Source organism: Streptosporangium sp. NBC_01639 (assembly GCF_045209755.1).
Lineage (GTDB): Bacteria > Actinomycetota > Actinomycetes > Streptosporangiales > Streptosporangiaceae > Streptosporangium.
The window spans coordinates 1,848,002-1,867,300 of the sequence record NZ_CP109272.1 but is presented as its reverse complement, the minus strand read 5'-3'; the positions used below and the strand labels follow the sequence as shown (position 1 = coordinate 1,867,300).

Genomic DNA, 19,299 nt, shown 5'->3' with positions numbered 1-19,299 from the left:
TCGGAAACACCGGGCTCGGCCCGCCCGCCGCCCCGGCCCCGCTCCGTCCTGCTCAAGGAGACCGTAACGGGCGCGGACCGCAGATCGATCAACAAGCGTTCAACGCGGGACCGACGCCGTACGGCGGCGCAGCGCCGGGCCGAGCGCGAGCAGTCCCGCGGCGGCCACCAGATCGACGGCGCCGATGGTCAGCCAGAGCGCGGCCGGGTTCACCTCCAGCAGTCCGGCGCCGAGCAACGGGGCGAGCAGGGCCCCGCCCGACCACGCCAAGCCGTACATGCCGGCATAGCGTCCGCGCAGGTGAGGAGGGGCGAGCGCGGCCACGATCGCGCCCGGGATGCCCGCGGTGACGATCTCGCCCGCCGTCCACAGGACCACCGAGGCCGCATATCCGGTGAGATCGGAGACGAAGGCGGTCAGCGCGAAGCCCACACCGATCACCGCCGAGCCGGCGGCGAGCACCGTGGTGTGGTCGCGCCCGCCGAACCAGGCGCCGGTCAGCGGCTGGACGATCACGATCAGGACGCCGTTGACGGCGATGACCAGGCCGTAGTCGACGGTGGTGAAACCCGCGTGGGTCATCGCCAGCGGCAGGGTCGTGAACGCCTGGGTGTAGGCCACGGTGGAGACGACGGTGATCAGGCTGAAGGCGACCATCAGCCGGTCTCCGAGCACGTCGGCGAACCGGCCGCGGGGCCGTGAGCCGGGCGCCGGCAGCGTCTCCGGCACCGCCCGCCATACCAGCAGGCCGAAGATCAGCGAAGTGACGGCGTTGACCCCGAACATCCAGCCGTACCCGACCTGGGCGAGCCAGCCACCCGCGACCATCGCCACCGCGAAGCCCAGGTTCAGCGCCCAGAAGATCAGGCCGTAGGCGCGCGGCCGGTCCTGGGGCGGGATCAGATCGGCCACCAGGGCGTTGGACGCCGGCCGGTAGAGGTCCATGCTCAGACCGAGCAGGAACATGGTGGCGACGATCGCCGGGAGCGAGGTGCTGTAGCCGAGCGCCACCATGATGAACGCGGTCGCGACCATGCCGCCGGTCAGCGTGATCCGCCTGCCGAACCGGTCGGCCAGCCATCCGGCGATGATCTGTGACAGCAGCGAGCCGACGCCGAAGACCGCCATCACCGTGCCGGCGCCGGAGTAGGACATGCCGCGCATCTGGGTCAGATAGACGCCGATGAACGGCTGGACCATCATGCCCACCCGGTTCACCAGCGTGCCCGTCCACAATGCCCAGAATGCCGGGGGCAGACCGCCGATCTTCGACTGCAGGAAACCGGGGCGGGCAAGGGTGGCGTTCGTCATGGCAGCAGAGTTGGACACAGGCCCGGCGGTGCGCGAACCTTTTAGCCGTGCCTAAAAAGTCCTGTCGCGTCGAATGGATCTTCACCCCCGGCGACGTGGCCCGGATCCGCTTCGCGTTCTCCCCCATCTGGGAGCTGGTCGCCAGCCTGCGCGCGCTGCGCGATCCGGCCGGGCACTCCCTCCACCTGCCCTGGGTGCGCGCGGTTCGGCCCCGCCTCGACGGCGCCGAACTGGCGGAGCTGTTCGCGCTGGTCCCGCTCCGGGGCTACCTCGTCGACTTCCTGACCCCCACGCCGCAGACCCCGATCCCCGACTTCGCCGCCGACCTCGACCGGGTGCGGCGGACTCCTCCCGCGCGAGCGGCCGAGGAGGCGGGCTGGGTGACCGGGTCCGACCCCCGCGTCATCGAGCGCTTCAGGGCCGACCCCGAGGCGGGCGTGGCACGGGTCGCCGACACCCTGGAGCGCTACTGGGAGGCGGCGTTCGCCGAGTTCTGGCCCCGGATCTACGGCCTGCTGGAGGCCGACGTGCTCCGGCGCTCCCGGCAGCTCGCGGTCGGCGGGGCCCGCGAGCTCTTCACCGACCTGCACCCGAGCGTGCGCTGGCGCGGCGACCGGCTCAGCGTCACCCGCTCCTGGGACTACTCCGAGCCGATCGGCGGCGACGGCCTGGTGCTCGTGCCGACCGCCTTCTACTGGCCGGACACGGCCGTGATGGTCGAGCCGTACCAGCCGATGCTCCTCTACCCGGCGACGGGTGTCGGCACGCTGTGGACCTCGGGCCCGCCGCCCGCCCCCGGAGCCCTCGCCGCGCTGCTCGGCCGTACCCGGGCGCAGATCCTGACCGCCCTGGCCGACCCCGCGACCACCACGGCGCTCGCCCGGCGAATGGAGCTCACTCCCGGCGCGGTCAGCCAGCACCTGACGGTCCTGGCCGACGGGGGCCTGGTGACCCGTCGCCGTCTCGGCCGCGAGGTCGTCTACCGCCGCACCCCGGTGGGCGACTCCCTGACCTGCGTTTCCTGACGGGCCGGCGGAGGCGCGGTCACGTCATGCCGTACCTGCTGGACTCCAGGAGCCATTCCAGCTGTGCCCGGGGAGCCGCGAGGAACGCGCACGCCACCTTGCTGAGATCCCTCGCCTGCGCCGCCGGGATCCCGAACCGGTCGAACATCTCCGGCAGCCGTATGGCGGCGGCCCGCAGGTCGCCGGCGCGTTCGGCGATCCGGTCGTTCACCCACGCGACGGCGTCGGCGTCGGCGAACCCGAACGTGTCGGCGGCGACCGTCACGTAGTTGTGCACGTCCCCGTGCGCGCGCTCCTTGGGATACGACGCCACGTCGTTGCACCACGCGGTCACGTCGTTGCAGGCGTCCACCAGCGTCCGCCAGGTCGGGCTCTCTCGCAGCGCCGGCGGCACCTCCACCCCCAGGCACGGTTCGACCAGGTCGAACAGGTAGGGTCCGGCCGTTCCCCGCCGGAGCGCCGGATACTCCCCGATCGAGGGCACCCGGCCGGTGCGCCTGTTGTCCGCCTCCGTACGGCAGGCCGCCCCCTGCTCGCGCAGCCCCCGCGCGAACCGCTCCCGCCAGTGCGTGCTCATCCGCCCGGCGGTGAGCCGCCAGAGGTCCTGGAAGGCCACCTCGACCGGGGTGCCGCCCGCCGCCTGGGGCGGTACGGCACCCGCCAGCCGCCCCAGGCGGGCGAAGGTGGCCTCCACGGTCTCGGTCGCGTGCCCGGCGGGCTTCTCGTCCCATTCGTCGTCGAAGTGGAACAGCCAGGTCAGCCACTTGGCGAACAGCAGCGCCGCGTCCACGCCGAACCCCGCGAAGGCCCGGCCGGCCATCCGCTCGAACCTCGCCCCCTCGGGTGGTTCCAGGCCCACCTCGCGGGCCCATCGGGCGAGGGAGAGTTCGATCCGCTCGACGGCGGGGTGCATGCGACACGGTGCGGCCATCGCGGGTATCCGGCCGACGAGAGGCAGCAGCAGGGCCGCGGCCGTCGGGGGACCGCCTTCCCGCGGTGACCGTACCCCCGTCTCGTCGGCTCCTCTGGGGGCCGTCTCGGTGAACATCACTACAGCGGGCCGAACAGCCAGTTGCCGGCCGCGTGCGGGTCGGCGCTCGTGTAGTACTGCCGGACCGCCTCGACCAGCTCGCCGACCGGAATGCTCCCGTCGTAATCCCGGTCGAGCCGGTCGAAGGCGGCGTCCACGTCGTCGTGCGCCGTACCGAAGGCGGTCAGCATGACCCGGAACCCGGCAGGTCTGACGGCCCCGTCCCCATCGGTGTCGCACAGCTCCGCGATCGTCTCCGCCACCGGCCGCAACACTGCGTCGAACCGGTCGCCCTCGACGAACGCCGAGGTCATGGCCGAGCGGAACTCCTGCGGGGAGATCGCGCCGTCGGCGTCGATCCCGGCCGACAGGGTCTGCCAGAGTGACTCGAAGGCATGGACGAGCCTGCTGCCGGTGGGTGTGGTCGGCGACTCGCCGAAGCCGATCAGGATCCGGGCGCCGAGCCCGAGCAGGTCGTCGCGTTCGATCTTCCCGTTGCCGTTCACGTCCATATGCGCGAAGGCGCGGTCCAGTTTGTGATGGAGAAGCTCTGTGCTCATCGTGACCCCCGTATTACTAAAAGAACTCGTACGGTTACCGCAAGTGACGATAGCGGGATGATTCCAAGAGCCACTCCAGGTAAGCCCTGGGAATGGTCAAGAAAGCACAGACGACCTGTGTCACCTCGCGGGAGGCGGTGAGACCGAGGCCGTGCCGTTCCAGGACCGGGGGAACCGCGCGGGCGGCGGTCCACAGCTCCTCCATCCGGGCCGTCACACGGTCGATCACCCACCGCTCGGCCGCCGCGCCGTGCAGACCCAGCGAGACCGAGGCCGAGGTCAGGTAGCCGCTCCCGGCCATCAGGTCGTGACACCAGGCGGCCACGTCGCCGCTCGCCTCGGCGACCGCCCGCCACGGGGCGCTCTCCCGGACCGGTGCGGGCACCTCCACCCCCGTGCAGGGCTCCACCAGGTCGAACAGATAGGACCCGAACCCGGCCCGGCCCAGGGCCGGGTAGTCCCCGACCGGCGGGGTCCGGGTGTCGAGCAGCGCGGCGTGCTGTGCGGCCAGCCCGGTCAGGAAGCGCTCGCGCCACCCGTCGCCCGCCCCGGGCGCGGGGGTCCGCCACAGGTCGGCGAAGGCACGCTCCAGTGGCGCCCCCGGTTCGCCGCCCGCGGCCACGGCGATCACCCCGGCGAACGCCGAGGGGCTCTCCCGGAGATGGGACGCCCAGGTCAGCCAGCGCGCGAACAGGGTGGCCGGGCCTGTGCCGTACCGGGCGAACACCCGTCCGGCCAGCAGGTGGGCGCCCACCCCGGGGGCGGCGCCCAGGCCGGCCTCGCGTGACCAGTCGATGACCGCGGCCTCGATCTGGTAGGTCGACGGGTGGGCCGGGCACGGGACCGTCATCGCCGCCAGCCGTTCGCTGAACGAGATGTGCGGCATTGCCCCGTTCGGTGGTCGGTCGTGTTCGGTGCGCATCGTCTCTTCCCCCCGGACGGCACGTCAGCGGCTCCGGCGCACACTGTAAGAGGGGACGGGGTGAGGACCGGGGAGGCGCGACGAAGGCAGGTCGCGGACGGGGGGAGAGGGGGCCGATGCGGCATCTCACCGCGCTTCCTCGTAACGTGTGCGAAACACGGAGCGGGCAGACTGGGAGAAGACCAGGCGTGTCACACCGCGTCGGTGTCGGAAGTGAAGGAGAAGGCCTTGGACCGCCAGCAGGAGTTCGTTCTCCGCACTCTTGAGGAGCGCGACATCCGGTTCATCCGGCTCTGGTTCACCGACGTGCTCGGGTTCCTCAAATCAGTGGCGATCGCCCCCGCCGAGCTCGAAGGGGCCTTCGCCGAGGGCATCGGCTTCGACGGTTCGGCGATCGAGGGCTTCGCCCGGGTCTACGAGTCGGACATGCTGGCCAAGCCGGACCCGTCGACGTTCCAGATCCTGCCCTGGCGCAGCGAGACGCCGGGCGCGGCCAGGATGTTCTGCGACATCCTCATGCCGGACGGCTCGCCCTCGCACGCCGACCCGCGCTGGGTGCTCAAGCGCACCCTGGCCAAGGCCTCCGACATGGGGTTCAGCTTCTACACCCACCCCGAGGTCGAGTTCTTCCTGCTGAAGAGCCGGCCCGAGCGCGGCGCGCGTCCCGAGCCGATCGACGACGGCGGCTACTTCGACCACACCCCGCACAGCTCCGGCCACGACTTCCGGCGCAACGCGATCATGATGCTCGAGTCGATGGGCATCTCGGTGGAGTACAGCCACCACGAGGGCGGCCCCGGCCAGCAGGAGATCGACCTGCGCTACGCCGACGCGCTGACCACCGCCGACAACATCATGACCTTCCGCCTGGTGATGAAGGAGGTCGCGCTGGAGCAGGGCATCTGGGCGAGCTTCATGCCCAAGCCTTTCACCGAGCATCCCGGCTCCGGCATGCACACCCACATGTCGCTGTTCGAGGGTGACCGCAACGCCTTCTACGAGCCCGGTGCGGACTACCAGCTCTCCAAGGTCGGCCGTTCCTTCATCGGCGGGCTGCTCCGGCACGCCGCCGAGATCACCGCGGTCTGTAACCAGTGGGTGAATTCTTACAAACGCCTGTGGGGCGGAGCCGAGGCGATCGCCGGAGCCGGCGGCGAGGCCCCCAGCTACGTCTCCTGGGGCCACAACAACCGCTCGGCCCTGGTCCGGGTGCCGATGTACAAGCCGCACAAGAGCGGCTCCACCCGCATCGAGTTCCGCTCGCTCGACTCGGCCTGCAACCCCTATCTCGCCTTCGCGGTGATCCTGGCCGCGGGCCTGAAGGGCATCGAGGAGGGCTATGAGATGCCCCCCGGCGCCGAGGACGACGTCTGGGCGCTGACCTCGGCCGAGCGCCGTGCGCTGGGCATCCAGCCGCTACCCCAGTCGCTGGACGAGGCCATCGCGGTCATGGAGCGCAGCGAGCTGGTCGCCGAGACCCTCGGCGAGCACGTCTTCGACTACTTCCTGCGCAACAAGCGGAGCGAGTGGAACGAATACCGCCGCCAGGTCACCGAATTCGAGCTCGGCCGGTATCTTCCTGTGCTGTAGGAGGTCCCGCTCTCCGGGGCGGGGCCGCCGGCCCGTACGGCATGCCGCGCGCTGCCGTACCACTCCGGCACCATCGACCCCCTGATTCGCTGCGCACGCATCGGTTCCGGTAAAATCGGTCGGTCCCTTTAGAGTGATTTTTGACGATCAATAGCCATATAAGGCGATAGGGAGGTCGGCATGACGACGGCTGCCGAGCTGCAGACCGTGGTGACCGTTCCGGCGCGTTTCCGCGGGCCCGAAGGCACCGCGAACGGCGGTTGGATCGCGGGCACGGTCACCGAGGCCCTGCACGGTGCCCGGCACGACTCGGCCGTCGAGGTCACGCTGCACGCCCCCACGCCGCTGGACACCGAGCTGGCCCTGCGCCACCTCGCCAGCACCGCGACCCTCACCCACGGCGACACCCTTCTCGTCGAGGCCATTCCGGTCACCGAGGAGCTCGACGCCCCGGCGTTCGTGCCCTTCAACAAGGCGGCCCTGGCCGAGGGCGGCTTCGCCGGATTCGCCGGCCACGCCTTCCCCGGCTGCTTCGTCTGCGGCCTGCGCGACCCCGGCGACGGCCTGCGGATCTTCCCCGGCTCGGTGGCCGGCACCGACCTCGTCGCCGCCGGCTGGCGGGTGCCGATGACCGTCACCGACGAGGACGGCGCCGTCCCCGACTCGATCATCTGGGCCGCGCTCGACTGCGTCACCGGCTGGGCCCACTTCGCGCCCGGCGAGTTCGCCCTGCTCGGCCGCCTGACCGCGCAGGTCCACCGCCGGGTCTACCCCGGTGGCACCTACTCCGTGGTCGGCCGCGCCACCGGCCGCGAGGGCCGCAAGCTCTTCGGCGAGAGCGCCGTCTACGAGGTGGACGGCACCTTGGTCGCCGCCGCCAAGGCCGTCTGGATCGCTCCCGCCTGAAAGTACCGGGTCCGCTCCGGGCCGAGCATCGATCCGTTCCGGACTGAGCCGCCGGTCCGCCCGGACTGAGCCCCCGGCCCGGGTCGGGCGGACCGGCGGACCATCGGGCCGCTCCAGCCAGGCGGTCAGGCCGCCCGGACCGGGTCGGCGAGCTGCGCCAGGCCGAACCATCCGTCCGATTCCGGCGTTTACCATGCCGTGGTGATGTCGCAGAGACTCGGCGCCGGCGATCCGCAGCGCATCGGTGACCATCTCCTGGCCGGCCGTCTCGGCGAGGGCGGCCAGGGAGTGGTCTACGACGCGTACGACCCCGACGGGCACCGGGTCGCGATCAAACTGCTGCACGCCGACGCCGACCGGGCCCGGATCGCCAGGGAGATCGCCGCCGCGACCAGGGTCTCCTCGTTCTGCACCGCCCGGGTGCTGCACGCCGATCTCGACGTGCCCCGCCCCTACATCGTCAGCGAGTTCATCGACGGGCCCAGCCTGCGCCAGGCCGTACAGGACACGGGGCCGTTGGCGGGGGACCGGCTTCGCCGCCTGGCCATCGCCGTCGCCACCGCGATGACCGCCATCCACGGGGCCGGGGTGGTCCACCGCGATCTCAAACCGGACAACGTGCTGCTCGGCCCCGACGGCCCCCGGGTCATCGACTTCGGCATCGCCCGCACCGCCGAGATGTCCCTCACCTCGACGGGGCTCGTCGTCGGCACCCCGACCTACATGGCGCCCGAGGTCCTCGCCGGGGCACGGGCCGGCGCCCCCGCCGACGTCTTCGCCTTCGGCGCCATCGTGCTCTACGCGGCCACCGGCCACGACCCCTTCCGCGCCGAGACCCTCGGCGCGGTCATGCACCGCGTGCTCTCCGTCCAGCCCGACGTCTCATCCCTGCCGCCGGATGTGCGCCCGCTGGTCTCGGCCGCCCTGGCCAAGGACCCCGCCGGCCGGCCGGCCGCCCGCGAACTGCTGCTGGCGCTGCTCGGCCAGGACAGCCCGGAGGCCGGGAGCCGGGCCGCCGCCGTCCTGCGGGCCGAGGCCGCACCCTCGCTCGGCCAGGTCGCCGAGGAGGTGTTCGCCCGGCTCGGGCCCGGCGAGCAGGAGGTCGTCCCCCAGATCCTGCTGCGCCTGGTCAGCGCGGACGGCTGTGAAGCCCGCGGCGCCGGGCGGGCCGAGATCGACGCCTCACCGGAGGCCGAACGGGTGCTGGCCGCGTTCGCCGCCGCCGGGCTGGTCCGGGTGACGGCCGAGATCGTCACGCTGGAGCGGCCGGGTCTGCTGCGGGCCTGGCCGCGCCTGCGCGAATGGTCCGCCACCGAGCTGCCCGGTCTGCCGGTCCGGCAACGGGTCAGCGACGCCGCGCGGCTCTGGGAGGCGGGCGGGCGCAAGGACGGTGACCTCCTGCAGGGCACCCCACTCGACGAGGCGATGGAGTGGGCCGCCACCGGCCGCGGCCACATCAGGCTCAACCACCTGGAGACCGCGTTCCTGCGGGCCGCCGCCTCCCTGAGCCGCCACCGGGTCCGCAGGCGCCGCCTGTTCACCGCCGCCCTGGCCGTACTGCTCGCGGTGGCGCTGGCGGCGACGGTCATCGCCGAGCAGCGCCGGATCACGGTGGCCGCGCAGGGTGAGCGCATCGCCGCCCAGCTGGACGAGGCCGTCGCCCGCCGCCTGGCCGGTCAGGCCGACGCGCTGAGGCGGGCCGACCCGCTGACCGCGATGCGGCTCAGCACGGCTGCCTACGCGATCGCCCCGGTGGCCGAGTCCCGGGCGGCCCTGCAGAGCTCCCTCACCCAGCGGGAGACCTCGGTCGTGCCGGCGCCCCGATCCGGAACGCACTACACGCTGAGCGTCGACGGCACGACGATGGTCGGCGCGGGCACCGGCGTGATCACCCTCTGGGACGCGGCCAGCGGTCGGGAACTGCGCTCGATCCGGGCCCCCGGCCTGGTCCCGACCGGCATCGCGCAGGGCGCCACGCGGGAGTACGCCGCGATCGACACCGCCGGGGGCCTGCGCCTGTGGGACCTGCGAACCGGCAGGCGACTGCCCGGAGCGTACGGCGAGGCGGGAAGCTGGGCCGCGATCAGTCCGGCCGGCACGGACCTGCTGTCGTTCGACGGCCCCACCCTGGTCGTCCGCGACCTCGAACATCGCAAGGAGAGGCTGCGTGTCCCGGGTGACCAGGTCTGGGGCCGGGCCGCAGGGGGCGGCCGCGCTGTGACGACCTCGGGGACGGGGGCCGTCCGGCTGTGGGACCTGCGGACCGGCAGGGCGCTGCGTGCCCCGGCGCTGCCCGAGGGGACCGGAACGGTCGACGCCGCGCTGAGCGCCGACGGGCGGACCCTGGTGCTGGAGCGGGAGGGCGCGCTGACGTTCCGGGACGTGGACTCAGGCAGGCGGCTCGGCGAGATCGACGTCCCGCGAGGAGGACACCTGCTGTTCGCCCCGGACGGCCGCACCCTGGCGGTGCTCCATCAGGGCGGGGTCACCCTGGTGGGCGTGCCCGGTGTCGTGACGCTGCTGGACTACTCCACCGACGAGCAGCCCACTGTCGAGAGTGTGCGCTTCTCCGAGGACGGCCGGGCGCTGCGCTTCGTCGACGGTGCCGGTTCGGTGGTCACGCTCAGCGTCCCCGGACGGTCCGGTGCCGGGATCGTCCAGGGCGGGACGCTCAGCCCGGACGGTGCCCGCACCGCCGCCCAGACCGCCTTCGGCACCCACCGGAAGGTCGAGGTGCGAGACGCCCGCACGGGCCGGGCCGCGGTCACGATGACCGTACCGCCGACCCCGCCGGCCCCCGAGTCGGGCGCCGGGTCGCTGGGCCTCGTCTTCAGCCCCGACGGTGCGACCCTCGCCGTCATCCCCGACTCCGAACCGGTGGTGCACCTGTTCGACACCACCTCGGGTGCACGCCTGGGCGAGCTGCGCTGGGACGGCAAGTCCGCGTCGCGGGTCGCGTTCGACGCCGCGGGGAAGGGTCTCGCCGTCGCCGCGTCCAGCAGATCCGACCGGCCGTTCGTCCAGTTGTGGGATGTCGCCTCCCGCAGGCAGGTCGGCCGGCTACCGGGCGGGGACACGACGGCCCTCGCTCTGGCGTTCCATCCGGACGGTGCGCGGCTGGCCCAGGGGAGTCCCGGCGGGGTCGCCCTGACGCCGCTGCGCGACGGCGCCGCCGCCGCGCTCGACGGGGTGGGCGACGCGCGTGCGGTGTCGTTCGACCCCGGCGGAGGGCTGCTCGCCGTCGGCGACGCCGCCGGGCGGGTCCAGCTGTGGGAGACCGCCACCCGGAGGCCGCGCGGTCCGGCGATCGCCGCGCACCCCGGAGGGGTGGATCTCGCGGTGTTCTCGCCGGACGGCAGGCTGCTGGTCACCTCGGGCGGTGGCCGGGTGGCGCTGTGGGACACGGCGGGCGGCGGGCAGATCGGGCAGCCCGCGGCGGGTGTGGAGCGGGCCGTGACGGGTGTGGCGTTCCCGGACGGCGGCAGGACGCTGCGGACGGTCAGCGCGGACGGCACCGTCGTCGACCGGCCACTCGACCCGGGCCGTGCCGCCGGCGCGGTGTGCTCCCGCGCCGGCGGCGGGCTGTCCCCCCAGGCCTGGGCCCGGCACATCCCCGAACTCGCCTACCGCCCCACCTGCCGGTGACCGCCGCTCAGCCGGACAGCCGGTCGGCGACCAGGGAGGCGCAGCGGTCCTCCAGCAGGATGGTGTAGTGGTTGCAGTCGTCGACCAGTTCGTCCTCCAGCGCGGGCAACCGCTCGGTCCAGGTGGCGGCCAGTTCCGCGGGGATCATGCCGACCGGCTGGTCGAGCAGCCCACGCGGGGCCCGCAGCAGCGACAGCGGCGACTTCACCGCGTGCAGCGCGGTCCCGATCGCCTCGCTCTCGGTGAGCAGCCACCGGCCGTCCTCGCGGACCGGCTCCTCCTGGGCCCGCGAGCGCACCGCGCCCTCCGGCCCGGTCGCGTCGTAGCGGACGTACTCCTCCACCAGGTCGTTCCAGTTCCCGGCGAAGGCGGGGTGCGCCTTGAAGAAGTCGACGTAGGCGCCGGTGCTCGGGAAGGTCTGGCCGAGCCGGGCGATGGCCGGGCCGAGCGTGGCAGACAGGACCGCGTCGGGGTCCAGCCCGGGAGGCAGCGGCAGCGGGAGACCGCCGTCGACCAGCACGACCTTGGCGTAGTCGCGGTCGGCCGCGGCCAGGGCGGCGACGTAGGCGCCCATCGAGTGACCGGTCAGCACGATGTCGGACTCCGCGCCCAGGGACCGGGCGACCAGGCCGACGTCCTCGGCATGCCGCCGCAGGCCGTACGGGCCGGGAAGACCGGCGCTGTGACCGCGGCCCCGCAGGTCCATCGCGACCAGCGACCACTCCGCGGGCAGCCGCCGTGCGACCCCGGCCCAGGCCATGAGCGAGGCGGTGATGCCGTGTACGGCCACCACCAGACGCGGCCCGGTGCCGAACCGGGCGACCCGCAGCCGTCCCCCGGGGACGTCGACATCGCCGAAAACAGGGTTCAAGGGGTTCTCCTCGGGATCGGCAGGAGCTATCGCAAACTTGGAGCATGCTCCCACAGCTCATAATTACCGCATGAGGGTTACCGTTGTTGAGCATGAAGCCGCCGCCGGTCTTGGGTTCTTCGCGGGGTGGCTGGACGCCGCAGGGGTCGGGTGCGAGGTCGTCCGGCCCTATCTGGGCGAGGCGGTGCCGGAGCGCGCCGGGGACGGGCTGATCGTGCTCGGCGGCGAGGCGGCGGCGTGGGAGGACGAACAGTACCCCTGGCTGCCCGCCACCCGCGACCTGATCCGGAGCTCGGTCGGCGGCGGCGTGCCGACCCTGGGAATCTGCCTGGGCGCCCAGCTCATGACGCTCGCCTGCGGAGGCGCCGTGGAACGGGGCGAGCACGGACTGGAGGTGGGCGCGACGGAGATCGTCCCGCTGCCGGCCGCCGACGCCGACCCGCTGTTCGCCGGGATCGGCCCCGCCCTCGCCGTCCAGTACCACGGGGACGCGATGACCCGGCTGCCCGCGGGCGCGGTACGGCTGGCCACCGGGGATCCCTACCCCAACCAGGCCTACCGGCTGGGCGAGCGGGCGTGGGCCGTGCAGTTCCACCCCGAGGCCACTCCGGAGATCTTCACGGAGTGGACCAGCGGATCGGCCGACCAGCTGACCGCCCGGGGTTACTCGGTCGAGGAGCTCGGCACGCAGGTGAAGGAGGCCGAACCGCGCCTCATCGACGCCTGGCGGCCGCTCGCCCGACGTTTCGCCGCCGCCGTCCAAACCGCGTGACCGCGCGATTACGTTGCGAATCCGCTAACGACGCTGCACACTTTCAGGATTAGCGTGTGCGATGGCGCCTCCGGTCGCCTGGAGGGTGGGGCGGCCCCGGGAGAGCGGGCGCAGGAGGAGCGGCGCCGTCCGCGCGGCCGGCCGGGACCGGAGCCGGGCGCGACCTCGGGCGGACGCGCTCCTTCGATCCGTCGGGACAGGGATGTCGGGGTAGGGATTGGGAAAGGCCACCCGTGCTTGCGATGGAGGACGAGGGAGGGTCGGTGAACGCCGCATCCCGGATGCAGACGACCGCGGGGAGACTGGCCATGATCGGTTTCGCCGACGGGGCCAGGGCCGAGAGGCTCCTCGACGAGCTGGGCCCCGAGGCGGTCGGCGACTTCGACCTGCTGGGCTCCCTGGTCGTCACGGCGGACCCCGATCTGGCGCTCACCTCGCTCAACAGGCTGACCGAACAGGACCCGAGTGTCCTCGGCGCGCTCCGGTCCGACCCCGGCCTGCGCCGCCGCCTTCTCGGGGTCTTCGGCGTCAGCGCCGCTCTCGGAGAGCACGTGGTCAGGCATCCCGAGCACTGGCGGCTCCTCGGCGAAACGCAGGCCGTACAGCGCCCGACCTCGCAGCAGCTTCGCGCGGAGCTGCTGCTCGCGGTCGGCGCCGACCCCGACGACCCCGAGCCGCGGGCGGTGGACGCGGGCACCGCCACCCTGGTCGCGCTCCGGGTCGCCTACCGGGGCCGGCTGCTCCAGTTGGCCGCACGCGACGTCACCGGCGCGGCCTCGCTCACCGAGATCGCCGCGGAGCTGTCGGACCTGGCGGGAGCCGCGCTGGAGGCGGGACTCGCCGTCGCACGGGCCGAACACCCGGAGTCCGGCTCGGTACGGCTGGCCGTCATCGGCATGGGCAAGTGCGGAGCCCGCGAACTCAACTACATCAGCGACGTCGACGTCGTCTTCGTGGCCGAACCCCAAAAGGACGCCTCGGGGGCCGTTGACGAGACCAAGGCCCTCCAGCTCGCCACCCGCCTGGCCCAGGGCATGATGCGCGCCTGCTCGGCCAGCACCCCCGAAGGCTCGCTCTGGGAGGTGGACGCGGCACTGCGTCCCGAGGGCAAGGCCGGCCCGCTGGTCCGCACCCTCGCCAGTCACCAGGCCTACTACCGGCGCTGGGCCAAGACCTGGGAGTTCCAGGCGTTGCTGAAGGCCCGGCCGGTGGCGGGCGACCCCGCGCTCGGCGAGCAGTACGTCTCCGCGATGAACGAGATGGTCTGGCAGGCCGCCACCCGTGAGAGATTCGTCGAGGACGTGCAGGCCATGCGCCGCCGGGTCGAGGAGCACATCCGCGCCGGCGAGGCCGAACGCCAGCTCAAGCTCGGGCCGGGCGGCCTTCGCGACATCGAGTTCGCGGTCCAGCTGCTCCAGCTCGTCCACGGCCGCCTGGACCCCCTGCTACGCCGCCGTGCCACGCTCCCCGCGCTCGCCGCGCTGTCCCGAGGCGGCTACGTCGCCAGGGAGGACGCCAAGGCCCTCGCCGAGGCCTACACGTTCCTGCGCCAGGTCGAGCACCTGATCCAGCTGCACCGGCTCCGCCGTACCCACGTGGTGCCGGAGGACGTCAACGACCTGCGGCGGCTCGGCCGGGGGCTGGGCATGACCAGCGACCCGGTGGGGGAGTTCACCACCCGATGGAGGCGGCACGCGATGGAGGCCAGGCGCCTGCACGAGAAACTCTTCTACCGGCCGCTGCTGCAGGCCGTGGCCCGCCTGCCGGAGTCCGAGGCCCGGCTGTCGGCCGTCGCCGCGCAGGCCCGGCTGGAGGCGCTCGGCTACACCGACCCGGCCGGGGCGCTCCGCCACATCAGCGCGTTGACCAGCGGCGTCTCACGCCGTGCGGCGATCCAGCGGACGCTGCTGCCCGTCATGCTCGGCTGGTTCGCCGACGCCCCCGACCCCGACGCCGGCCTGCTCGGCTTCCGCCAGATCTCCGACAAACTCGGCGCCACCCCGTGGTATCTGCGGCTGCTGCGTGACGAGACCGCGGTGGCCGCCCGGCTCGCCCGGCTGCTCGGCACCAGCCGTTACGCGACGGGACTGCTGCTGCACGCCCCCGACGCGGTCGCGATGCTCGCCTCGGACACGGAGCTGGATCCCCGGCCGCCCGAGGCCCTGCTGGCGGAGGCGCGGGCGACGGTGGGCCGCTACCCCGCCCACGCGGAGAACGCGGTGGCCGCGGTGCGCGGGCTGCGGCGCAGGGAGCTGTTCCGCACGGCGGTCGCCGACCTCACCGGGCACATCGACATCGAACAGGTCGGCCTGGCGCTGTCCGCGCTCAACGACACCACGATCCAGGCCGCACTGGACGCCGCGATCGGCAAGGTCGAGATGGAACGGCGGGCCCCGCTGGGCACCCGGTTCGCGGTGATCGCGATGGGCCGCCTCGGCGGGCTCGAATGCTCCTACGGCAGCGACGCCGACGTGATGTTCGTGCACGCGCCGCTGGCGGGGGTCCCGGAGCGGGAGTCGACCGACGCGGCCTTCGCGGTGGCCAACGAGCTGCGCCGCCTGCTGACCCTGCCGGCCCCGGACCCGCCGCTGCTCATCGACCCCGACCTGCGTCCCGAGGGCCGTCAGGGCCCGCTGGTCCGCACGCTGGCCTCCTACGCCGCCTACTACGAGCGCTGGTCGTCGCCGTGGGAGTCCCAGGCGCTGCTGCGTGCCCGGTTCGCCGCGGGGGATCCCTTGCTCGGAGCCGGCCTCCTCGCGCTGGCCGACCCGCTGCGCTACCCGCCCGGCGGCATATCAGACACGGCGCTGCTGGAGATCAGGAAACTGAAGGCACGCATGGAGGCCGAGCGGCTGCCCCGGGGGGCCGACCCGGCTCTGCACACCAAGCTCGGCCCCGGAGGGCTGTCCGACGTGGAGTGGGTGGCCCAGCTCATCCAGCTCCGCCACGCCGGGCGCCTGCCGTCACTGCGGACCACCCGCACCCTGGAGACGCTCCGCGCGGCGGTCGCCGAGGGGCTGCTGTCCGCCGAGGACGAGACCGCACTGGCCCAGGCGTGGCGGTTCGCCTCACGCATCCGCGACGCCGTCGTCCTGGTCCGGGGCCGTGCGGCCGACTCGATCCCGGTGGACCTGCGCGAGCGCGCGCTCATCTCCCGCGCGATGGGATATCCGTCCGACAGCAGCGAGGACCTCGTGGAGGACTACCGTCGCATCACCCGCCGTGCCCGCCGGGTCATGGAACGTGCCTTCTACGAGGACTGATACTTCTCCCGCAGTTAACCTCAAGATCACTTTCTGTTCGGTTCCCACCTTGAGGATCTTTTTCGGCCTGTTAAAAAACGGGTCACATCCCGAGGAAAGGAACCCCATGCGCAGGTCTGTGAAGGCTCTCGCCGCGGCCGGAGCGCTGGCCGGCGGACTGATGCTGGTCCAGCCCACGTCGGCGACGGCCGCGGTCGACCCCGCGGGTGTGTGCGGGTCGGGCTACCGGGTCATCGACAGCCAGGCGCTGAAGAGCGGGAGCCTGACGCTCGCGACCGTCTACCTGACCTACAACTCGGGCAACGGCTACAACTGCGTCGTCACCACCCTCGCCCACCCCAACGGTGCCCGGTACTACCTGAAGGCGACCCTCCAGGCCTCAGGCGGCAGCCAGAAGGTCGACTCCGGCGAGTTCACGTCGTACGCCGGGCCCCTGTACGTGTCCGCGACGGACAAGTGCGTGAAGTGGGGCGGCCAGTTCGACACCGACCCGGGCTTCAAGTACACCAGCCCGTTCGAGCACTGCGGCTGACGTTCCAGGTCCCGGTACGGCACGCTTGGAGCGGGTGCCGTACCGGGACCACCGGAACTTTCGACGGCGTCGCGCCTGCCGGAACCCTGGAAGGCATTGCGCTTGCCGGGACGGACGTGTATCAAAGTTGCGGGTGATCCACTTTGATATCCGTTTACATTGATCTGGCCATCGGGCTGGTTCTGGCCTTCCTGATGCTCTCGCTCCTGGTGAGCGGGATCAACGAGGCCTTCGTCCGGCTGTTCGGGATCCGCAGCAAGTTCCTGTGGGCCTACATCCGCGACACCATGGACGGCGGTCCGCAGGAGGGGCGGTCGTGGATTCCGGCGAAGGTCGCCGACGTCTTCGCCAGGCTGCCCTTCTCCGGGAACGATCCGCGTCCCCGGCACGACCCGGACCCCGCGCCGCCGGTGGTCGACCCGGTGCCGATCGACCCCGCCGCGGTGCTCGCCACCGAGACACCCGCCCCGGCGGTCGACATGACCGGGCGGCTGTACGGCCGGCTCCAGGAGATCGACCACCCCAGGGGCACGCGGACCGGCATCGCGAACATCCCGCCCGAACGGTTCTCCGGGGCGATGCTGGAGTTGGTCTCCGCCGAGGAGGGCGGGGTCGACGGCCTGCTCGGCAAGCTGGAGGCCATCGGCAGCCCGCTGGCCGGGCACCTGCGGGGTGTCTGGGAAGGCGCGCAGCGGGACCTGGGGAAGTTCCGCAAGGGAGTGGAGGCCTGGTTCGACGGCGAGATGCAGCGGCTGTCCACGCTGTACCGCCGCTACGTCAAATGGGTGATCCTCGCGCTCGGTCTGGTGCTGACGCTGCTGTTCAGCATGGACGCGCTGGAGTACGGCAAGACCCTGCTGCGCGACAACGCCTACCGCGCCGGGGTCGCGGCCATCGCGGGCGGTAGCGAGGACGGCCTGAGCGCGCTGCGGGACAAGTGCGCGGTGGACGGCGCCACCGAACCCTACGCCTGCGTGACCGAGTCCTTCAGCTCCCCGGCCCTGGTGAAGATCTTCGACCACGCCATCGTGAGCGTGACGATCCCCCCCGACGGCTCGGCGGACCCGTCCTTCAACTGGAACGGCGCCCTCTGGTGGGAACGCCTGACCTCCCCGGGCCACTGGCCCGGTTACCTGGTCAGCGTGGTCGCCCTGCTGTTCGGGGCGTCCTTCTGGTGGGACGTCCTGCGCCGGCTGACCGGCATCCGGAGCCACCGCTCGTAACCTCTCCGGCCGCGCCGCCGCGCGGTCTCCGGGTGCGCCCGGGGCCGGCTCTCAGCGCAGCTCCGCCAGCACCAGTTCTATCTGGGGGAGGGGGTCCGGTCCGAACGGGCGGAGCACCACCGTGTCGGCGCCCGCCTCCCACAGCGTCCTGACCTGGTCGGCGGCGGACTCGGGGGAACCCACCGCCATCACCACCTCGTCCGGGCCGACGCGCAGGAACTCCGCCGTGCCGGCCGCCAGGCGCGGGCCCACCGTGGGATCGTCGCCGACGTAGAAGTTGGTGAACACCACCAGTTCGTGGTCGTCTCCACCGGTCAGCTTCCGCGCTTCCCCGATCTGGGCGGGGCCGACGCCTTCGGGCAGGATCGTGCCCTGCGCCACCCGCCCGGACAGCTCCAGCGAGCGGGGCCGTACGACCCCCGCGAGGACCGGCGGCACGGCCGCGGGCGGATGGACCAGGCTCACCCCGTCGATCCGTACGGCCCGCCCCTGGAGGGTAACCGTCTCGCCGCGCAGCAGTGCGCGCACGGCCACGACGGTCTCCTCCAGCAGTGCCAGCGGCGAGGGGGCCAGTGCGCCCACCTGACGCATCCAGTCCTGGACGCCGTGGCCGATGCCGGCCGCCAGCCGGTGCGGATGCAGGCGGGCCAGGTTGCCGAGCTCCATGGCCAGCAGCGCCGGATTGCGCAGCGGGGCCGGGGCGATCCCGATGCCCACGCGGAGCCGTTCGGTGACGGCGAGCGCGGTGGCCGCCGACGAGATCGAGCCGGTCCAGCCCAGGTCCTCCACCACCCAGAGATCGTCGACCCCGGCCGTGTCCAGCTCGCGGCAGAAGGGGATGAGCGACTCCGGAGGAAGGTCGCGGTCGAACATCACGCCCAGGCGCATATCTCTCCTACTGGTAGCGGAAGTAGCCGGCGAAACCCTTGACGGCCGTCAGGCGGTCGATCCGGATCTCGGTGCCGGTTCTCAGCGCGTTGATCATTCTTCCCCGGCCGACGTAGATGCCGACATGGTGGGTCTTCACCCTACGGTCGCCGATCTTGCCGTAGAACACCAGGTCGCCCGGCCGGGCCTTCGCGGCGGGCACCTCCGTGAGCCGCCTGACGTGGTCGTCGGTGTTGCCCGGCCCCAGGACGTCGCGGCCGTAGGCCAGGCGGTAGACCCACCGGGCCAGCCCGGAGCAGTCAAGCCCGAGGGTGTCGGTGGCGGGACAGGGGCGGATCGCGCCGCTGTAGCCGCGGCAGGTGCCGAGCGAGGGGCCGGGGTCGTCGTCGTGGCCGCCGCCCCACGAATAGGGGATCGTCCCGCCCGGCCAGCCCGGTTGCCCCTGCCCGGCTTTGATCGCGTAGGCGATGGCGGTCACCCGGTTCAGGGTGGCGGGCAGCAGCGGCACCGAGCCGCTGACGACCACGAGCATCCCGGCGAGTACGGCCAGCGTGACCGGCCACCGGTGCCACGGGGAGATCTCCGGATTCCACCGCACGCCCCGGGGTGTCCCGGCCACATCCACCCACCTCGATTTATCGCTGTAAGTCAGGATTTATTCTGCCCAACGTATTGCCGTTCTGCGGTGTGCGCTCGCAACTGCCGCCGCGCTGTCGCTGCTCTGTCGCGGGCGACCGCCGGGGGCGGGATGAGCGGCGACA

The 19,299-nt window shown here is 72.6% G+C and carries 15 protein-coding genes; 8 read left to right on the top strand and 7 right to left on the bottom strand.

The genetic code is table 11. The features are described from left to right. Positions 1–99: 99 nt before the first annotated feature. Positions 100–1,311, bottom strand: coding sequence for an MDR family MFS transporter (locus OHA77_RS08285; RefSeq protein WP_406317197.1), 1,212 nt, complete (start codon positions 1,309–1,311; stop codon positions 100–102). A 47-nt stretch (positions 1,312–1,358) separates the two neighbouring features. On the opposite strand from OHA77_RS08285, the gene OHA77_RS08280 reads away from it, so the two are divergent. Continuing rightward, entirely contained in the window at positions 1,359–2,336 is a 978-nt protein-coding gene (locus OHA77_RS08280) for a DUF5937 family protein (RefSeq protein WP_406317195.1), read from the top strand. A 19-nt stretch (positions 2,337–2,355) separates the two neighbouring features. On the opposite strand, the gene OHA77_RS08275 is transcribed toward OHA77_RS08280, so the two are convergent. The 3 genes from OHA77_RS08275 to OHA77_RS08265 are packed head-to-tail and all read right to left on the bottom strand — an operon-like array spanning position 2,356 to position 4,848. Next, entirely contained in the window at positions 2,356–3,384 is a 1,029-nt protein-coding gene (locus OHA77_RS08275; RefSeq protein ID WP_406317193.1) for a terpene synthase family protein, read from the bottom strand. A 2-nt stretch (positions 3,385–3,386) separates the two neighbouring features. Next, entirely contained in the window at positions 3,387–3,926 is a 540-nt protein-coding gene (locus tag OHA77_RS08270) for an EF-hand domain-containing protein (RefSeq protein ID WP_406317191.1), read from the bottom strand. A gap of 34 nt (positions 3,927–3,960) precedes the next feature. Continuing rightward, a complete protein-coding gene (locus OHA77_RS08265; RefSeq protein ID WP_406317189.1) occupies positions 3,961–4,848 on the bottom strand; it encodes a terpene synthase family protein in 888 nt (295 codons plus the stop codon). 228 nt (positions 4,849–5,076) lie between these two features. On the opposite strand from OHA77_RS08265, the gene glnA reads away from it, so the two are divergent. The 3 genes from glnA to OHA77_RS08250 all read left to right on the top strand — a co-directional run bounded on the left by glnA (position 5,077) and on the right by OHA77_RS08250 (position 10,989). Further along, the gene (glnA, locus tag OHA77_RS08260; protein WP_326821227.1) at positions 5,077–6,438 is read left to right on the top strand and encodes a type I glutamate--ammonia ligase; all 1,362 of its coding nucleotides are present in this window, start codon (positions 5,077–5,079) and stop codon (positions 6,436–6,438) included. A gap of 180 nt (positions 6,439–6,618) precedes the next feature. Then, positions 6,619–7,344: a hypothetical protein gene (locus tag OHA77_RS08255; RefSeq protein ID WP_406317188.1), complete on the top strand. Its 726-nt coding sequence runs from the start codon at positions 6,619–6,621 to the stop codon at positions 7,342–7,344. A gap of 204 nt (positions 7,345–7,548) precedes the next feature. Continuing rightward, positions 7,549–10,989, top strand: a complete 3,441-nt coding sequence (locus tag OHA77_RS08250) for a protein kinase domain-containing protein (protein ID WP_406319803.1) — start codon at positions 7,549–7,551, stop codon at positions 10,987–10,989. A 7-nt stretch (positions 10,990–10,996) separates the two neighbouring features. On the opposite strand, the gene OHA77_RS08245 is transcribed toward OHA77_RS08250, so the two are convergent. Continuing rightward, complete coding sequence (locus OHA77_RS08245; RefSeq protein WP_406317187.1) at positions 10,997–11,860, bottom strand: alpha/beta hydrolase; 864 nt, start codon at positions 11,858–11,860, stop codon at positions 10,997–10,999. A 70-nt stretch (positions 11,861–11,930) separates the two neighbouring features. Here OHA77_RS08245 and OHA77_RS08240 point away from each other — a divergent pair, with 70 nt between their 5' ends. From OHA77_RS08240 to OHA77_RS08225, 4 genes are all read left to right on the top strand, one after another. After that, on the top strand, positions 11,931–12,632 hold the full coding sequence (locus OHA77_RS08240) for a type 1 glutamine amidotransferase (RefSeq protein ID WP_326821230.1): 702 nt from the start codon (positions 11,931–11,933) through the stop codon (positions 12,630–12,632). A gap of 242 nt (positions 12,633–12,874) precedes the next feature. Beyond that, positions 12,875–15,895, top strand: a complete 3,021-nt coding sequence (locus OHA77_RS08235; protein WP_406319802.1) for a bifunctional [glutamine synthetase] adenylyltransferase/[glutamine synthetase]-adenylyl-L-tyrosine phosphorylase — start codon at positions 12,875–12,877, stop codon at positions 15,893–15,895. A gap of 106 nt (positions 15,896–16,001) precedes the next feature. After that, positions 16,002–16,427, top strand: coding sequence for a spore-associated protein A (locus tag OHA77_RS08230; RefSeq protein WP_326821231.1), 426 nt, complete (start codon positions 16,002–16,004; stop codon positions 16,425–16,427). A gap of 143 nt (positions 16,428–16,570) precedes the next feature. Further along, a complete protein-coding gene (locus tag OHA77_RS08225) occupies positions 16,571–17,650 on the top strand; it encodes a hypothetical protein (RefSeq protein WP_406317185.1) in 1,080 nt (359 codons plus the stop codon). A gap of 51 nt (positions 17,651–17,701) precedes the next feature. Here the strand turns inward: OHA77_RS08225 and OHA77_RS08220 are convergent, their stop codons facing one another. Together OHA77_RS08220 and OHA77_RS08215 are read right to left on the bottom strand one after the other, a co-directional pair. Continuing rightward, a complete protein-coding gene (locus OHA77_RS08220) occupies positions 17,702–18,538 on the bottom strand; it encodes an LLM class flavin-dependent oxidoreductase (protein WP_406317183.1) in 837 nt (278 codons plus the stop codon). A gap of 7 nt (positions 18,539–18,545) precedes the next feature. Next, on the bottom strand, positions 18,546–19,157 hold the full coding sequence (locus OHA77_RS08215; protein WP_406317182.1) for a C40 family peptidase: 612 nt from the start codon (positions 19,155–19,157) through the stop codon (positions 18,546–18,548). Positions 19,158–19,299: the final 142 nt, after the last annotated feature.